General features: G+C 46.2%; 16 protein-coding genes. 14 read left to right on the top strand and 2 right to left on the bottom strand.

Translation table 11 applies throughout. The features are described 5' to 3' along the window. Positions 1-39 precede the first annotated feature (39 nt). The 13 genes from IM753_RS09450 to IM753_RS13025 all read left to right on the top strand — a co-directional run bounded on the left by IM753_RS09450 (position 40) and on the right by IM753_RS13025 (position 13,123). Positions 40-1,260: a capsule biosynthesis protein gene (locus tag IM753_RS09450; RefSeq protein WP_065255207.1), complete on the top strand. Its 1,221-nt coding sequence runs from the start codon at positions 40-42 to the stop codon at positions 1,258-1,260. Between the two features lie 244 nt (positions 1,261-1,504). Beyond that, positions 1,505-3,304 (top strand): translation elongation factor 4, encoded by a 1,800-nt coding sequence (lepA, locus tag IM753_RS09445; RefSeq protein WP_194109174.1) that lies wholly within the window; start codon positions 1,505-1,507, stop codon positions 3,302-3,304. A gap of 51 nt (positions 3,305-3,355) precedes the next feature. Beyond that, the gene (gene lepB, locus IM753_RS09440) at positions 3,356-4,471 is read left to right on the top strand and encodes a signal peptidase I (protein ID WP_065255209.1); all 1,116 of its coding nucleotides are present in this window, start codon (positions 3,356-3,358) and stop codon (positions 4,469-4,471) included. Positions 4,472-4,501: 30 nt separating this feature from the next. After that, positions 4,502-4,894, top strand: coding sequence for a DUF4845 domain-containing protein (locus tag IM753_RS09435; protein ID WP_194109173.1), 393 nt, complete (start codon positions 4,502-4,504; stop codon positions 4,892-4,894). Between the two features lie 5 nt (positions 4,895-4,899). Continuing rightward, the gene (gene rnc, locus IM753_RS09430; protein ID WP_194109172.1) at positions 4,900-5,643 is read left to right on the top strand and encodes a ribonuclease III; all 744 of its coding nucleotides are present in this window, start codon (positions 4,900-4,902) and stop codon (positions 5,641-5,643) included. A gap of 227 nt (positions 5,644-5,870) precedes the next feature. Further along, complete coding sequence (gene era, locus IM753_RS09425; RefSeq protein ID WP_370582842.1) at positions 5,871-6,917, top strand: GTPase Era; 1,047 nt, start codon at positions 5,871-5,873, stop codon at positions 6,915-6,917. Positions 6,918-7,019: 102 nt separating this feature from the next. Further along, positions 7,020-7,517 carry a Uma2 family endonuclease gene (locus IM753_RS09420; protein ID WP_065256280.1) on the top strand — a complete coding sequence of 166 codons (498 nt, stop codon included), beginning with the start codon at positions 7,020-7,022 and terminating at the stop codon, positions 7,515-7,517. Positions 7,518-7,605: 88 nt separating this feature from the next. Beyond that, positions 7,606-9,387: an SWIM zinc finger domain-containing protein gene (locus IM753_RS09415; RefSeq protein WP_194109170.1), complete on the top strand. Its 1,782-nt coding sequence runs from the start codon at positions 7,606-7,608 to the stop codon at positions 9,385-9,387. A 90-nt stretch (positions 9,388-9,477) separates the two neighbouring features. Beyond that, on the top strand, positions 9,478-10,089 hold the full coding sequence (locus IM753_RS09410; RefSeq protein WP_194109169.1) for a 3'-5' exonuclease: 612 nt from the start codon (positions 9,478-9,480) through the stop codon (positions 10,087-10,089). 170 nt (positions 10,090-10,259) lie between these two features. Next, entirely contained in the window at positions 10,260-10,571 is a 312-nt protein-coding gene (locus IM753_RS09405; RefSeq protein WP_194109168.1) for a DUF4212 domain-containing protein, read from the top strand. A gap of 2 nt (positions 10,572-10,573) precedes the next feature. Further along, the gene (locus IM753_RS09400; RefSeq protein WP_065256284.1) at positions 10,574-12,346 is read left to right on the top strand and encodes a sodium:solute symporter family protein; all 1,773 of its coding nucleotides are present in this window, start codon (positions 10,574-10,576) and stop codon (positions 12,344-12,346) included. 51 nt (positions 12,347-12,397) lie between these two features. Beyond that, positions 12,398-12,559, top strand: a complete 162-nt coding sequence (locus tag IM753_RS09395) for a hypothetical protein (protein WP_194109167.1) — start codon at positions 12,398-12,400, stop codon at positions 12,557-12,559. 75 nt (positions 12,560-12,634) lie between these two features. Further along, positions 12,635-13,123: a hypothetical protein gene (locus IM753_RS13025; RefSeq protein ID WP_083108077.1), complete on the top strand. Its 489-nt coding sequence runs from the start codon at positions 12,635-12,637 to the stop codon at positions 13,121-13,123. A gap of 156 nt (positions 13,124-13,279) precedes the next feature. On the opposite strand, the gene secG is transcribed toward IM753_RS13025, so the two are convergent. Together secG and tpiA are read right to left on the bottom strand one after the other, a co-directional pair. Beyond that, entirely contained in the window at positions 13,280-13,576 is a 297-nt protein-coding gene (gene secG, locus IM753_RS09385; RefSeq protein WP_115006687.1) for a preprotein translocase subunit SecG, read from the bottom strand. A gap of 10 nt (positions 13,577-13,586) precedes the next feature. Continuing rightward, entirely contained in the window at positions 13,587-14,336 is a 750-nt protein-coding gene (gene tpiA / locus IM753_RS09380; RefSeq protein ID WP_194109166.1) for a triose-phosphate isomerase, read from the bottom strand. 251 nt (positions 14,337-14,587) lie between these two features. On the opposite strand from tpiA, the gene pilB reads away from it, so the two are divergent. Beyond that, on the top strand, positions 14,588-16,294 hold the full coding sequence (gene pilB, locus IM753_RS09375; protein WP_194109165.1) for a type IV-A pilus assembly ATPase PilB: 1,707 nt from the start codon (positions 14,588-14,590) through the stop codon (positions 16,292-16,294). Positions 16,295-16,361 lie beyond the last annotated feature (67 nt).

Below are 16,361 nucleotides of genomic sequence, written 5' to 3'. Positions count from 1 at the left end.
TGTTAGTTTTTATCATCTTTTTACTTTTTTTGATTGTCTATGTCGCTAATATTAAAACGCCTGTTGTCTCATGATGACATTTTGCTTTTGCAGGGCAAAATGGGGACGTTTTTTTGTCGTTTTGCCACATTTTTGATGAGTGAGGGCAAGCGAGTGCATAAGGTTAATTTTAATGCAGGCGACGCTCTTTTTTATTGCCACAAGGATAAGATGAGTAATTTTCGGGGGCGTCAAAGCGAGTTTGATGAATTTTTAACCAAACTCATTGATGACAAACAGCTAGAAGCGGTGGTCTGTTTTAACGACTGTCGCCCCTATCATGAGATTGCACGGCAGGTGTGCGAGCGGTTGGGCATTGCCTTTTTTGTCTTTGAAGAGGGTTATCTGCGACCTGATTATATCACCCTAGAAGAGCATGGCATTAACGGCTATTCACGACTGGACTCAACGCTCATTGATACCCTGCAACGGGCAAATGACAAGCCAGAATTTACCGACAACCGTTTTTATCGGCTGTGTGTGGCGAGCATGGTGTATTATGTGGCGGTGTTTGTAGGGCAGTGGCGATATCCGCATTATGAGCATTATCGGGGCTTGTCCCTATGGGCGGAAGCGTGGGCGTGGGTCAAAGCCCCTGTGCGTAAGTTTACTCGTTATCATTCAGACAAACGTTTGCAAGAGCGACTGGTTGGGCAAAAAAACTTCTATCTGGTGAGTTTGCAGGTGCATAACGACTCACAAATCAGTCATCACAGTGACTATCAGGACGTGCGTGATTTTATTCGTGAAGTCATGATAAGTTTTGCCAAGCATGCCCCCAGTGGCACGAGCCTGCTGTTTAAACATCATCCGCTAGACCGTGGACATCGTGACTACACTCGCATGATTGCCAAGCTGGGTGATGAGCTTGGGGTGCAGGGCAGGGTGTTTTATGGCTGTGACATGCACCTGCCAAGCCTGATGAAAGCAAGCATTGGCATGATTACAGTGAACAGCACCACCGCATTGCAGTCGGTATATCATCAAAAACCTACCAAAATCATGGGGCGTGCCTTGTATGATGTGGCAGGGCTGACTGACCAGAAGTCTTTGGATGAATTTTGGACAAATCCGACCGCCCCTGACCGTGATTTTTATCTAAAATTTAGGGAATATCTCATTGAGCAAACGCAGTTAAATGGTTCATTTTATGGCAAAGCCCCGTGGGAGCTGTCAGGATTTTACCAAAGTTTGGCGCAGGATGTGATAACAACCAAATAAACCAAAGCTTTTTCATAACCACCACATTTATCATTAAACTTCCTGCAAAACTAGTTTTCCGCTCGCCCTGAGCTTGTCGAAGGGTGGCGGAAAACCGTCATGGTTCGACAGGCTCACCACGAACGGTTTTCTTTAATCTGGGGTTTTGCAGGAAGTCTATTTATCATATTGTGATGAATTTTTATAGGCATTTTTTTAAAAAACTGCTACAATATCCTGTTATCATTTAAATTTTATAGACATCATGACCGCACTTTCTCATATCCGTAATTTTTCTATCATCGCCCACATTGACCACGGCAAATCCACCCTTGCCGACCGTTTTATTCAAGTGTGTGGCGGTCTGTCTGACCGTGAAATGCAGGCTCAGGTGCTTGACAGCATGGATATTGAGCGTGAGCGTGGCATTACCATCAAAGCCCAATCAGTAACGCTATATTACAATCACCCTAATGGCGAAAAATATCAGCTCAACTTCATTGACACCCCCGGACACGTGGACTTTTCTTATGAAGTATCAAGAAGTTTGGCGGCGTGCGAGGGGGCGTTACTGGTGGTGGACGCCGCCCAAGGCGTGGAGGCTCAGTCGGTTGCCAACTGCTACACCGCCATTGAGCAGGACTTAGAAGTATTGCCTGTGTTAAACAAAATTGACCTGCCACAAGTTGAGCCCGAGCGTGTCATTGAGGAGATTGAGGATATCATCGGCATTGAGGCGGTGGACGCTCCACGAGTATCTGCCAAAACAGGTGTGGGCATTGATGAGTTACTACAAGCCCTAGTGGAGAAAATCCCTGCCCCCCAAGGCGACCGAGATGCCCCTTTACAAGCCTTGATTATTGATTCATGGTTTGATAATTATCTGGGCGTGGTATCGCTTGTGCGTGTGCGTGAAGGGCAAGTCAAGACAGGCGATAAGATTTTTATCAAATCCACAGGCGAGAGTCATTTGGTTACGTCTATTGGCGTGTTTACCCCCAAACGCTTGGAGACAAATATCCTACAAGCAGGCGAGGTGGGCTTTATCATCGCAGGGATTAAGGACATCGCAGGGGCTCCTGTGGGCGATACCATTACCCTTGCCAAAACGCCTGAGGTGGACAGCATTGCTGGCTTTAAAAAAGTAACGCCACAAGTGTATGCAGGGATGTTTCCCATTGATTCGTCTGATTTTGAAAAGTTCCGTGAAGCCTTACAAAAGCTCCAAATCAACGACTCTGCTTTATTTTTTGAGCCTGACACGTCCGAGGCGTTGGGCTTTGGCTTTCGCTGTGGCTTTTTGGGTATGCTTCACATGGAGATTATCCAAGAGCGTTTGGAGCGTGAATACGACCTTGATTTGATTACCACCGCTCCGAGCGTGATTTATGAAGTCGTCAAAAAAAATGGCGAGATTGTCTATGTGGACAACCCGTCCAAGCTTCCCGATACAGGCGTGATACAGGAGTTTCGTGAGCCGATTGCTCGTTGTAACATTCTTGTGCCACAAGAATATCTGGGCAACGTCATCACGCTTGCCATTGAACGCCGTGGCGTGCAGGTGGACATGAAGTTTATGGCTCGTCAAGTGCAAGTCGTCTTTGACATTCCTATGGGTGAGGTGGTCATGGACTTTTTTGATAAATTAAAATCGGCAAGTCGTGGTTTTGCGTCCTTGGATTATGGTTTTGAACGCTATCAAGCGGATAAATTGGCTCGTGTGGACGTGCTTATCAATGGCGAAAAAGTGGACGCCCTTGCCATGATTTGCCACCAAGAACACGCTCGCCGTCGTGGCAATCAGCTTGTAGAAAAAATGAAAGAGCTGATTCCAAGACAGATGTTTGATGTTGCCATTCAAGCGGCGATAGGCTCTCAGATTATCGCCCGTTCTACCGTCAAAGCCATGCGTAAGGACGTTTTGGCAAAATGTTATGGCGGGGACGTGAGCCGTAAGAAAAAACTCTTAGAAAAACAAAAAGCTGGTAAAAAACGCATGAAACAGGTGGGCAGTGTTGAAATCCCACAAGAGGCGTTTTTGGCAGTGCTAAAAGTGGACGGCTAGGCTTTGATAAATTGGTATAAAACTTGCAGATATTTATGATAAAGGTGGCTTGTGGAATTTGACATTAATTTAATCTTGGTGCCTGTTACGCTGGTGCTACTGGTGGCGTATTTGGCAGATAAATTTGTGTTAAAACAGCATAAATTGGTCGCCAAACAAACCAAGCTCATCTCGCACGCTCAGACGCACTTAGAACAAGTGGAAAAAGAGTTTAAGGCGACACTCGTGCGTTTTGGACATGACGAGGCACCGGCTGAGTTTATTGGTAATGAACATACGCCAGAGATGTTAAAAAATCAGTCGCTTGTCTATAATGAAGCCAGACGTACCCTAGCCGAAGCACAAAAGCAGGCAGGGATGAACGTGGGCGAACCGGTGGTTGAGCCAAAATTGGTGCAATGGGCGTATGAGTACCTGCCCATCTTGCTCATCATCGTATTGGTGCGTTCGTTTATTATTGAGCCGTTTAATATCCCATCAAGCTCAATGGTGCCAAGTCTATACACGGGCGATTTTATCATTGTCAATAAAGCATCCTATGGGCTAAGATTGCCGATTACGCACACTAAGATTTTAAATACAGGCAGTCCCAAGCATGGCGATGTGGTGGTGTTTCGCTATCCTGAAAATCCCAAACGCTACTATATTAAACGTATGATAGGTCTGCCGGGCGATACGGTGGCGTTTGCCAATGGCGTGCTATCCATCAATGGACAGGCGGTAAATACAACACCCGTGAACTATCAAATGACAGACAAGCTCAATGCCAAGCTCATGCCGGCTGTCATTGAGAATCATCGCCTGTCTGATGAAGAGCGTGCCAGATATGGCATAGAAGAAGAAAAGCACGCTCACTATTATCGTGAAACATTGGGCGAGCATGAGTATGTTGTGCGTTATTTGGGCGATTTAAATAGTGCGTCCATCGCCCCATTTTTATTAAAAAATTCACCACAAACTGCCACATCAGGCGGTACGGCATGGCAGATTACTGTGCCAAGCGGACAGTATTTTGTCATGGGCGATAACAGAGACCGCAGTGAAGACGGGCGGTTTTGGGGCTTTGTGCCAGAGAGCCATCTGGCGGGCAGAGCGACTTATATTTGGATGCACAAAGAGGCGGGGCTTAATCCACCCAGCTTTGGGCGAGCAGGAGCGATTGATTAGTCGCTTGGTATAAACTTAAATAGGTGTAACATGCAACAATTAACTTCATTAACCAACCAACGTGGGGCGAGTGTTACCACGATTATCGTAGGTCTGGCGATGGCAGGTATCATCATCAAGCTAGGGCTTGGTATTATTCCTGCTTATATTGGCGATTATCAATTTACCAAACTGGTGGCAGGCGAGCTAAAAAAAGCCAATGATGCCAAACAAACCGAACGTCAGTTCATGCAGAACCTGTCTCAGCAGTTGTCTATCAATGCCAACTACAACACCAAGCCAGAAGAAATGCTTATCTTTACCAACAAAACCCCTGGGGCATTGGCAGTTAAAAGCCAATATGAGGTAGAAAGCAACTTCTATGGCGAGACCTTTATTGTCAATCGCTTTGAAAAAGAGATTACCGCAGAAGATGCCAAGTAAGAGTTATGTCCAAGCACACCACATTGCCAACTCATTTTGCCACCTTTGAGCAGGGCTATCCTGTCCTTTGCTCAAAATTGGGCTACACCTTTAACGACCCTAATTTGCTCAGACGTGCCTTAACACACCGCTCGTATGACCCTAAGATGAGCTATGAGCGGTTGGAGTTTTTGGGTGATGCTCTTTTGGGTGCGGTGATTGCCGAGGCGTTATTTACCTTTTTTCCCCGTCATGACGAAGGGAAGCTCACCCGTATGCGTGCCACATTGGTACGCCAAGAGACCCTTGTGCAAATTGCTGAGAAGTTGGAGTTGTCATCTCATCTGATACTGGGCGTGGGCGAGCGTAAGGGTGGTGGGCGACACCGTGCCAGTATTTTGGCTGATGCGGTGGAGGCGATTTTGGCGTCCGTGTATCTGGACAGTGGCGACATTGAGCGAGTGAAAGGCTTGGTTAAATGCTGGTATGAGACCTTGATTACCGAAGTGGGCGAAGAAAAAGTGCTAAAAGATGCCAAATCTCGCTTGCAAGAATGGCTACAAGGCAACAAATTGCCCCTGCCAACTTATATGCTCATGGACACCATTGGCAACGCCCCCAACCAAACTTTTGTGGTGGAATGCACTGTGGCGGTGGCGGACTGTACGCCCATTACCGAGACGGGTGAGAGCAGACGCATCGCCGAGCAAAAATGTGCTGAGCGGATGATAAATCAGCTTAATAAATTAGAAAAGCCTAGGGCATTATAAAGCATATTAGACTTTCTGCAAAACTAGTTTTCCGTTCGCCCTGAGCTTGTCGAAGGGAGTAAGGAAAACCGTTAGATTTCCCAAGCTCACCACGAACGGTTTTCCCTGCAACATACTTTTTGCACTAAGACCAAATTTTGAACCGCAGGGGCGAATCATATTCGCCCATTATTACCAATAATCCCAACCAATCCCCACATTTACAAATACCATTTGCCCCGCCTGTGTTGTCGTTATATAATGACAGCATTGCCCCTTATTTTTGCAATTTTAGGAAAACCATGACCGACACACATGACCAAAACAATGACACCATTTCCGCCTTTTTTAATGACAATCCTACGCCTGTGATTTCTGATGATTTTAAAGCAGGGTTTGTGGCGATTGTCGGTCGCCCCAACGTGGGCAAATCCACGCTCATGAACCATTTGCTTGGGCAAAAATTATCCATTACCAGTCGTAAACCGCAGACCACACGTCATCGCATTCATGGCATTTTGACCAACGACACTTGTCAAATGGTGTTTGTCGATACCCCCGGTATCCACACCAAAGAAGTCAAAGCAATCAACGAGCGTATGAACAAAACCGCCGTGTCCGCCTTATCGGACGTGGATTTGGTGCTGTTTGTGGTGGACAGTACTCAGTGGCGAGAGGACGACCTTTTGACTCTTGAAAAGCTATCAGCGACCAATTTGCCTGTGGTGCTTGTCATCAACAAAGCCGACACCATTAAGGATAAATCCAAACTTTTGCCACTCATCGGCGAATACCAAGAAAGTTTTGATTTTGCCGACATTGTGCCTGTATCCGCCTTGCGTGGGCATAACTTAGATAGGCTTATGGACGTGATTGCGGGCTTTTTGCCGACCCGTCCGCCCATTTTTGACCCCGAGCAGATTACCGACCGCAGTGAGCGGTTTTTGGCAAGCGAGATTATCCGTGAAAAAATCATGCGAGCGTCTGGCGATGAAGTGCCGTACGATTTGACCGTGCAAATTGACACGTTCAAAGACGAGCCTGCCCACAAAGACCCTGAGACGGGCAAATGGCGACGTGCGGTAACGTTTATTGATGCGACCATTTTTGTGGAGCGGGCAGGGCAAAAAACCATTGTCATCGGCGACAAAGGCTCACGCATCAAACAAGTCGGCATAGAAGCCCGTCAAGACATGGAAAAGCTGTTTGACAAAAAAATCATGCTCACCTTGTGGGTCAAAGTCAAAAAAGGGTGGAGCGATGATGAGCGGGCGTTAAACAGTTTGGGGTATTAAATCGGGCTTTTAAAATTTGCCAATGTAGGGGCGAATTGCAATTCGCCCAGTTGGAATTGATGAGATAAATCATTTGTTGGTTTGATTTGGGGTGGGTTAAATATGAATTGTGATGTTGATAACAAGATGACTACACAAGAGTTTTTAGCAATGCTTCAAAATTCTGATAAAGATAAAAGGACTGAGTTGATAAATGGTCAAATGGTGCAAATTGCACCCATGAAGCCACGCCAAGCCAAATTGATTGTTAATTGTGCAAATTTAATCACCACACATCTTTACAATCAAAAAAGTTCATGTTTTTGTTTTACTAAAATGATTTGCAAAATTGATGAGCATAATTGCCCCCAACCTGATATTTTGGTGGTGTGTAATGACAGCGTGCATGGCGAATTGTTGGCGCATCCTACGGTGGTGGGCGAGATTTTTTCATCAAATCGTAGCAACGACATGAAAAAATTGGCACGTTACAAAAAATGCCCGTCCATTTTTGAGATTTTGATGATTGAACAAAACAAAATGCAAATCACGCTCCACAAAAAAACAAAATGGGGCAATGGTCGTATGAGACTTATCATGCAGGCGAGCGTATTTATTTAGACAGCATTGAATTTGACTGTTTGGTGGATGAGATTTATCATTCGGTTAAATTTGCCAAATAACCCATGAAAGTTTCTAATTAAAACCCATGATACCTTTTACTGATTTTCATCAGCTATTTACACAGACCATCATCAAGCGTGGGCAAGCCTACCATGCTTCTGATAATGTGCTGTCTTTGCAACATGATGGCGATGGGCATTACATGGCGGTGGTGCGTGGCAGTCGCCGTTATCAGATGAGAGTGGCGTTATCACACCCAAAGGATGAGCTGTGCATTGAATCATTGACCTGTAATTGTGAATACTGGGATAACTGCAAACACATGGTGGCGGTGCTATATGCCATGAAGGAGAGTCTAGATGACATCACGTCGTGCTTGTCATCAAAAGAGCGGGGAGCGTGTTCGGTAGTGGCTGATGATTTTTATGAGAGCATGGGGCGTTACGATAAAGATGAACTCATTGATTTTATTAAATCATTAGACAGAAAATATCAGCATGTTCGTGATGATTGGGTGCTGTTTTGTGCCAATCATCAAGGCGAGCAGTCGCATGATATAACTGAGCAAAAGCTCCTGATTACACTCAGTAAGCAGGTCAATGACATCTTATCGATGGTGGATGTTCGTGATTATGAAGAGTTTGTTTTTGATGATGCAAGTTTGGCACTGATGCAACTGATGGCACAAGTTACTAAGCCATCAGACCAAGTGGCTTTATCCTTGATATGGATTGATAAGGTGCTGGCATTGTTTGATGAGATGATGGTTGATGCCGAGGTTGAGTGTTCGCTCAATTACTGCTTTGGGGTGTTGGCAGAGCATTTGTTTGGCGGTTTTGACTATGAGCCAAGCTGGGGTTATCGTCCTGTTTTGTATCAGTCGTCGGGGTCATCAAAACTGGATAAGACCCTGATGTCAGCACAAGCATGGGCACAGACTTACGTTCGCAGGCAGTATGAATTTTATCCAAATATTGAGCGGTTTTATTTTGATTGCTTATGGGCAAAGGGCGAGCAAGATGGGGCGATGGCATACCTAGATGGACTTATCACGCAGGCTCAGCGATTGGGTCATCATGATGTGGACGCTTTGATATTAAGTAAAATTGCCATTTATGATGCGTTGGGCAAAGACAGTGATGCTCTGGTGGGGCAATATGATGCTCTTGCCAAAGTTAGGATTCATCAAGCCTTGCAAATGGCGGACAGTGGCAATGCCGACAAAGCCATGGATGGTCTAAAAGATGCCATCAGTAGCACAGACAGTCATCAAGATAGGCAAAGTTTTTATATGTGCTTGTTTGAGCTTGCCAAATCACACCATCATCTGCCTTATCTGCACGAAGCTGGTCGGACATTGGCATTGACTTGGTGTTATAATCAGCACCGTATTAGTGATGAGTATTTGGATGAATACCAAAGCTGTTTTGATGATAAGACATGGCAAGACATCACTCGGGCGTGGCATGATGAGCTGTATCAGACCATCCAAGATAAAGACGACATCAAGGTGCGTCAGCTGGCACATTTGTACGATAGACAACAAGACACCAAAGGGCTTGGCGACCTGTTGCGTGCGTTTGGTGATGTGGATTTATTAACCTATTATATCAAGACATTAAGCCAAGATAAGGACAATCACGACTGGCTGGCGATGGTGTTTTATGAGCATTGGCAGACGGTTGTGGGCAGTTTGTCAGGGCGAAAGGCTTATCGTGATTTTGCTCGGCAGGTTAAAAAAGTCACCAAGTGTCTGCCTGACCATCATGGGCAGTGGCAACAGATGATGGATGAGTGGCTGGCGACGTATCGCACCAAACCCAGACGTCCTGCTTTGGTCGAAGAGTTGCTTGCCATCTATGGATAAGGGTTGAAACGTATCGGAAAAACCCTTTTTCACGACCCTTTATTTTACGGCACCATTTAACAAGGAAGACATTCATCATAAGGAAAACCCATGTTTCACACCCTAAAACACGCTTGGGCAAAGCACCGCCTACCTGCCAATTCCCCTTATCTGCCCCTATACGAACCGCACCCTGATGAGCTTGTGAGTTTTGACTGTGAGACCACCAGCCTTAACGTCAAAGAAGCCCATATCATCTCCATCGGAGCGGTTAAGATTCGGGGTAATCGCATTTTGACAGACGAGTCTTTTTATGTGCTGGTTAAACCCGAAGGCATCATGAGTGCCACCAATGTAACGATACACGGACTACGCCCCAAAGATTTAAAGGACGGGCTGGACACCGAAACGGCGATACGGCAGTTTTTGGACTTTGTCGGTGGGCGGACGCTTGTGGGCTATTTTTTGGAATATGACGTGGCGATGGTCAATAAATTTTTAAAACCGATGGCAGGGATAACCCTACCCCAAAAACAAATAGAAATATCAAGGATTTACCACGCCCAAGAAACTCGCCATAAATATTATGATGCCGAGATTGACTTAAAAATGGCAACGATGGTAAACGCCTTAGGCATTCCCGATTTGCCACGCCATGATGCTCTAAACGATGCCATCAACGTGGCGATGATGTATTTGGCATTACAGCATCGTAGGGTTTAATAAAAATTTTTTAATCAAGCCCTTGCAAGTTACTTATGGTTATGATAATCTAAATAAAGGTGGAAACACCTGTAACTTGCAAGGAAGCAATAGACGACATGATGGAACAATCAAAACACCCCATGACTTAGTCTGCTTTCTTTGCTTTTTCATCTATTTTGGAGAAAGCAATGTCAGAAACTTCAAATAATAACACTCACACCCCAACAAACACCCCGCCACCCAATGCCCCAGCAGATGCCCAAGGCTATTGGCGTGCCAACGTGCGTATCATCATTGGCTGTTTGGTCGTTTGGGCGGTCGTGTCGCTCGGTTTTGCCATTATCCTACGTCCTGCCTTGATGGGCATTCGCTTTATGGGGACGGATTTGGGGCTGTGGTTCGGTCAGCAAGGAGCGATTTTGACCTTTGTCGCCTTGATTTTCTTTTATGCGTGGCGAATGAATAAATTGGACAAACAATATGGCGTTGAGGAGGACTAAGGATGAGTCAATTTGCCATTAACTTGATTTTTGTGGGGCTGTCCTTTGCCCTGTATTTTGGGATTGCCATTTGGGCAAGAGCAGGCTCAACGAAGGAATTTTATGTCGCAGGTGGCGGTGTTCACCCTGTGGTAAACGGCATGGCGACAGGGGCGGACTGGATGAGTGCCGCATCCTTTATCTCGATGGCGGGCATGATTGCAATGGGCGGTTATGCAGCGTCTGCTTATCTCATGGGCTGGACGGGTGGGTTTGTCTTGCTTGCTTTGCTACTTGCTCCGTATTTGCGTAAATTTGGTAAATTTACCGTACCTGACTTTATCGGCGACCGTTTTTATTCAAAACCTGCTCGCTTGATTGCGGTGGTCTGCCTGATCCTAGCGTGTACCACTTATGTCATCGGGCAGATGACAGGGGCAGGCGTGGCGTTCTCTCGCTTTTTGGAAGTGGATAAAAACACAGGGCTTATCATCGCCGCTGTTGTCGTGCTGTTCTATGCGGTGCTTGGTGGCATGAAAGGCATTACCTATACGCAGGTGGCTCAGTATGTCGTACTCATGATTGCGTATATCGTTCCTGCGATTTTTATCTCTCTTAACTTGACAGGCAACCCTATGCCTGCCCTTGGTATGTTTGGCACGGTAGAAGGTGGCGAAACCATGCTTACCAAGCTCGATGGTCTGATTACCGATTTAGGCTTTGCCGCTTATACTGCCGATGTGCCTGATAAGCTCAATATGTTCTTATTGACTTTGTCGCTTATGATTGGCACGGCAGGTTTGCCCCATGTTATTATCCGCTTTTTTACAGTAAATAAAGTCTCGGACGCTCGTTCATCGGCAGGTTGGACGCTCGTGTTTATCGCACTGCTATACACCGCCGCCCCTGCCGTGGGTACGATGTCTCGCATGAATTTGGTGGATACTGTGTATCCAAATGGCACGCAGTCTGCCCCCATTGAGTACGAAGCTCGCCCTGAGTGGATGAAAAACTGGGAGCAAACAGGTCTTTTAAAATTTGAAGACAAAAATAATGATGGCAAAATTGACTACTATAACGACAAGTCAAAAGACGAAGCCTTCCTTGCCGCTGCCGAATCCAAAGGTCTAAAAGGCAATGAGCTTGACGTAAACAACGACATCATGGTACTTGCCAACCCTGAGATTGCCAACTTGCCACCATGGGTTATCGGTCTCATCGCGGCAGGGGGTATCGCTGCTGCTCTATCTACCGCCGCAGGTCTACTACTTGCCATCTCGTCTGCCATCTCGCACGACCTAATTAAGATGGTTATCAAGCCTGATATTAGCGATAAGGGCGAACTCAATGTCGCTCGCGTCTCGATGATTGTGGCGATTGCGATTGCAACATGGCTTGGCATGAATCCCCCTGGGTTTGCCGCCCAGACGGTTGCCCTTGCCTTTGGTATTGCAGGTTCGTCCTTGTTCCCTGCACTCATGATGGGTATTTTCTCAAAACGCATCAACGACAAAGGGGCGGTGGCAGGTATGCTGGCAGGTCTTATCGTAACGTGCGTGTACATTTTCCTATTCAAAGGCTGGTTCTTTATCCCTGGTACTAATATGCTTGCCGATGACACATCAGGTTGGATTATGGGGATTAGTCCGCTAGGCTTTGGTCCAATCGGAGCGTTGATTAACTTCGTGGTTGCCTTTGCTGTGTCATACATGACCGCACCGCCATCACAAGAGATTCAAGACTTGGTTGAAAGCGTGCGTTATCCAAAAGGAGCGGGTGCTGCTGTTGACCACTAATCGGCTCTCGTCAAAAACTGCTTAAAATCTCGGTTTTAGGCAGTTTTTTATATGGATTTGATTTATAATGATAAAAATTTGGGTGTTGTTCAATGCGATAATGTTGAGTTTGGGCACTGTGTGCAACTCTATTTTTTAAAATATATTTTAAGAGATTTCCTGCAAAACCCTGAATTAAGGAAAACCGTTCGTGGTGAGCTTGTCGAACCATAACGGTTTTCCGCCACCCTTCGACAAGCTCAGGGCGAACGGAAAACCTAGTTTTGCAGGAAGTTTAAGGAAAAAAACATGATGTTTTGGGATATTACGGCAATGATTTTTGCAGGCTTTTTATTTGCAGGGCTTGCCATGCCGATTAAGATTTTTTATAAAAAAACGCCAAAATGGTTCATTCCTGTCATGGCAGGGCTTGGCATGATGAGTTATCAGGTGTACAGCGAATACCAGTGGTTTAATGACACCAGTGCCAAATTGCCCGATGGGAGCGTGGTGGTGGCAAGCGTGCCAAAGACAACGTGGTTTCGTCCGTGGTCGTACATTAAGCCCCAAGTTTTTCAATTTGTGGTGCTAGATACCGCCAATGTCATAAGCATTGATGAAACAACCAAACAAGCTCAGGTGTATTTTTTTGAAAGACGATTACCTGCCCAAAAATTGGACGTGCTGTTTGACTGTCAAAAGGGCGTGCAAAGTTATGTGATGAATCGTGATTTTAGCCGTCTTAATTGGCAAAAACTGGACTATACTGATAAGGCGGTGGGGCTGGTGTGTCGCTAGATTAGGGCGAAACAGGAAAAGGGGAAAACACAAGCGGTCTTGATTTTACTGATAAATCCATGTCTAAATGACTTGCCATTAAGACATGGATTTTAAATTGAGCGGTCTTCATTGTGATAAGAGCTTGGCAAAACCTAGTCCCTATCCATCATCAAATCACGGTGTTTCGGCAGGCATGGACGTATCAGCCACAGGCACATCTAGGCGTAATTGGTCACGAGCTTCTTGTTGGGCGTGATAACCCAGTGCCAAGCTCGTGCAAAAAAATATGGTGGCAAGGATGGCGGTGGTGCGAGTGAGAAAGTTTGCCGAACCTGCCGCCCCAAACACCGTACCTGCCGCCCCAGAGCCAAAGCTTGCCCCTGCATCCGCCCCTTTGCCGTGCTGAATGAGTATGAGACCTGATAAGGCAATGGCGACAATGATGTGAATGGCTAAAATAAATGTAAACATGGTGTTCTCGTTATTTTGATTGGCTAAATGCGTGGATAATGGCGGTAAAGCTGTCAGTTTTCAAGGAAGCCCCGCCCACCAATGCCCCGTCAATGACATTTGATTTGGCAAATTCGGGGGCGTTTTTGTCGTTCACGCTACCGCCATATAAAATGGGGGTGGTCATGCCAAACGCAGTCAATTCATCTTTGATAAAGCGGTGTGTTTTCTCAATTTCATCAAAAGTGGGGGTCAGTCCCGTACCGATTGCCCAAACAGGCTCGTAAGCGATGATAAGTTTGGTAACATCGGCATCTGCTTGATTTGCAAACGCCTTTAAAATGGCTAATTGGTTTTTTAAAATCTCAAAGGTATCGCCACGCTCGTACTCATCTTTGGTCTCGCCAATGCAGTAGATGACCGATAAACCGTGAGCAAAAGCGTGGGCGATTTTGGCGGATAAAATTTCGTCCGTCTCGCCATGATATTGGCGGCGTTCAGAATGTCCCACAAGGGTAAAACTCGCCCCCACGTCCGCCACCTGACAAGCTGACACATCGCCTGTAAACGCCCCTGTCTTTGCCGTCTTATGGGCAATGTCTTGTACGCCGAGCAGGATGCCGTCTGACAGTGCTGATTTGACTGCTGATAAATGCACAAGGCTTGGCACCACGCCCACAGTACAGCCGTCATTGGCAGGCAGGCTTGTGGCAAGGGCGGTCGCATCTGATACGGTGGCAGGGTTTAATTTCCAGTTGCCGATGACGTATTTTTGACTCATGGGATTTCCTGTGGCTCTATTGTAATTTTAACCTAACAGCATATTATAGCAAACATTCCCCAAAAAATCAGCACACAAATGATGGGCGGTATCATTGGCGGTGTTTTTCCGATAATCCCAAAACTTCGCCCTTTGGGTAAAATTTTATGGCAAAACCACAGCAAATTTTGTATTTTTGGAGTAAAATAAGCAAAAATATATGCAATTTTCACGCCAATTTTTCATGTTGGCAAATGATTTAGGAAAATATTATGTCCGCTCCGAATTTTGGGGGTTTGGCACACATTTTGGTGTCAAATGAGCTGGTCGCCCCTGATGCCATGACCAAGGCTCTGACCGAAGCCCAACAGCAAAACATGGCGATTGTGCCATATTTGGTAGAAAATAAAGTTGCCCCTGCAAATAAGATTGCCAGTCTGCTCGCTCATGAGTTTGGCGACCCATTGTTTGACCTAAACGCACTGTCACCTGATGCGGTCAATAAAGAGCTGGTTGATGAGAAAATCGTCAATCAGTATGGAGCATTGCCATTATTTAAGCGTGGCAATAAACTTTTTGTGGGCTTGTCCGACCCCACACGCCTAGATGCCATTGATGCCATTTCATTTAATGCCAAGCTGACCGTTGAGACCGTTGTCGTTGAAGAAGACAAGCTCAAAAAAATGATTGAGAACGTCTACTCAGGCGGTGTGGGACTGGGTGATTTGGGCGATGTGGATTTATCGGGCGATGTCGATGGTGGTACAGGCGATGACGATGAAGGGGCGGATGTCAATGCCGGTGGCGGAGAAGATGCCCCCGTGGTCAAGTTCGTTAATAAAATGCTCTTGGACGCCATTCGTATGGGGGCATCGGATTTGCACTTTGAGCCGTACGAGAAGTCTTACCGTGTGCGTTTTCGTGTGGATGGGGTGTTGCAGATTATCAGCCGTCCGCCCATTCAGCTTGCCGGCAAAATCGCCGCTCGTCTAAAAGTGATGTCGCAAATGGACATCTCCGAACGCCGAGCCCCCCAAGACGGTCGTATCAAGCTAAAAATCTCCAAAACCAAAGCCATTGACTTTCGTGTGAACTCATGCCCCACACTCTTTGGCGAGAAGCTCGTACTGCGTATTCTTGACCCGTCATCGGCGATGCTCGGTATCGATGCATTAGGTTATGAGCCTGACCAAAAAGAGCTGTTTTTAGAAGCCCTAGAAAAACCACAGGGCATGCTCCTAATCACAGGCCCTACAGGTTCGGGTAAAACGGTCTCGCTCTATACCGGTCTTAATATCCTAAACACGCCTGAGACCAACATCTCCACCGCCGAAGACCCTGTGGAGATTAACTTAGAAGGGATTAACCAAGTTAACGTAAACCCCAAAGTAGGTCTTACGTTTGCTTCCGCCCTAAAAGCGTTCCTACGTCAAGACCCTGACATCGTCATGGTCGGTGAGATTCGTGATTTGGAGACTGCCGAGATTGCCATTAAAGCCGCCCAAACGGGACACATGGTACTATCCACCCTGCACACCAACTCCGCCCCAGAGACTCTAACTCGTCTGCGTAACATGGGCGTGGCATCATTTAACATCGCCACATCGGTAAACTTAGTCATCGCCCAGCGTCTGGCTCGCCGTCTGTGTAAATCATGCAAACGCCCAACCAACGTACCCAAGCAGAGTCTGCTAGAAATGGGCTTTACCGAAGAAGACCTTGCCAACCCTGATAACGTCATCTATGAGCCAGTAGGCTGTTCTGAATGCCGTGAAGGCTACAAGGGACGTGTGGGTATCTATGAAGTGATGAAAATCTACCCAAGCATTTCACGGATTATCATGGAAGACGGTAATGCCATTCAAATCAAAGACGAAGCGATGAAACACGGTTTTCGTGATTTGAGACGTTCGGGTATCATGAAAGTCTTACAAGGTACGACCAGTATCCAAGAGATGTATCGGGTAACTTCTGAATAACATCACTTAAACAAAAGCCCTTGTATATTCAAGGGCTTTTTGATTGATAAAAATAAGGGCAAAAAAC

Source organism: Moraxella sp. K127 (assembly GCF_015223095.1).
GTDB lineage: Bacteria > Pseudomonadota > Gammaproteobacteria > Pseudomonadales > Moraxellaceae > Moraxella.
This window is presented reverse-complemented; position numbering and strand designations above follow the sequence as displayed.

Coding starts and splice junctions, on each gene's coding strand:
- IM753_RS09450 (WP_065255207.1), top strand. CDS start 40: ATGTCGCTAATATTAAAACGCCTGTTGTCTCATGATGACATTTTGCTT.
- IM753_RS09395 (WP_194109167.1), top strand. CDS start 12,398: ATGGATTTGATTTATAATGATAAAAATTTGGGTGTTGTTCAATGCGAT.
- IM753_RS09410 (WP_194109169.1), top strand. CDS start 9,478: ATGTTTCACACCCTAAAACACGCTTGGGCAAAGCACCGCCTACCTGCC.
- pilB (WP_194109165.1), top strand. CDS start 14,588: ATGTCCGCTCCGAATTTTGGGGGTTTGGCACACATTTTGGTGTCAAAT.
- rnc (WP_194109172.1), top strand. CDS start 4,900: ATGTCCAAGCACACCACATTGCCAACTCATTTTGCCACCTTTGAGCAG.
- IM753_RS09435 (WP_194109173.1), top strand. CDS start 4,502: ATGCAACAATTAACTTCATTAACCAACCAACGTGGGGCGAGTGTTACC.
- IM753_RS09415 (WP_194109170.1), top strand. CDS start 7,606: ATGATACCTTTTACTGATTTTCATCAGCTATTTACACAGACCATCATC.
- IM753_RS09400 (WP_065256284.1), top strand. CDS start 10,574: ATGAGTCAATTTGCCATTAACTTGATTTTTGTGGGGCTGTCCTTTGCC.
- lepA (WP_194109174.1), top strand. CDS start 1,505: ATGACCGCACTTTCTCATATCCGTAATTTTTCTATCATCGCCCACATT.
- IM753_RS09420 (WP_065256280.1), top strand. CDS start 7,020: ATGAATTGTGATGTTGATAACAAGATGACTACACAAGAGTTTTTAGCA.
- tpiA (WP_194109166.1), bottom strand. CDS start 14,336: ATGAGTCAAAAATACGTCATCGGCAACTGGAAATTAAACCCTGCCACC.
- IM753_RS09405 (WP_194109168.1), top strand. CDS start 10,260: ATGTCAGAAACTTCAAATAATAACACTCACACCCCAACAAACACCCCG.
- IM753_RS13025 (WP_083108077.1), top strand. CDS start 12,635: ATGATGTTTTGGGATATTACGGCAATGATTTTTGCAGGCTTTTTATTT.
- secG (WP_115006687.1), bottom strand. CDS start 13,576: ATGTTTACATTTATTTTAGCCATTCACATCATTGTCGCCATTGCCTTA.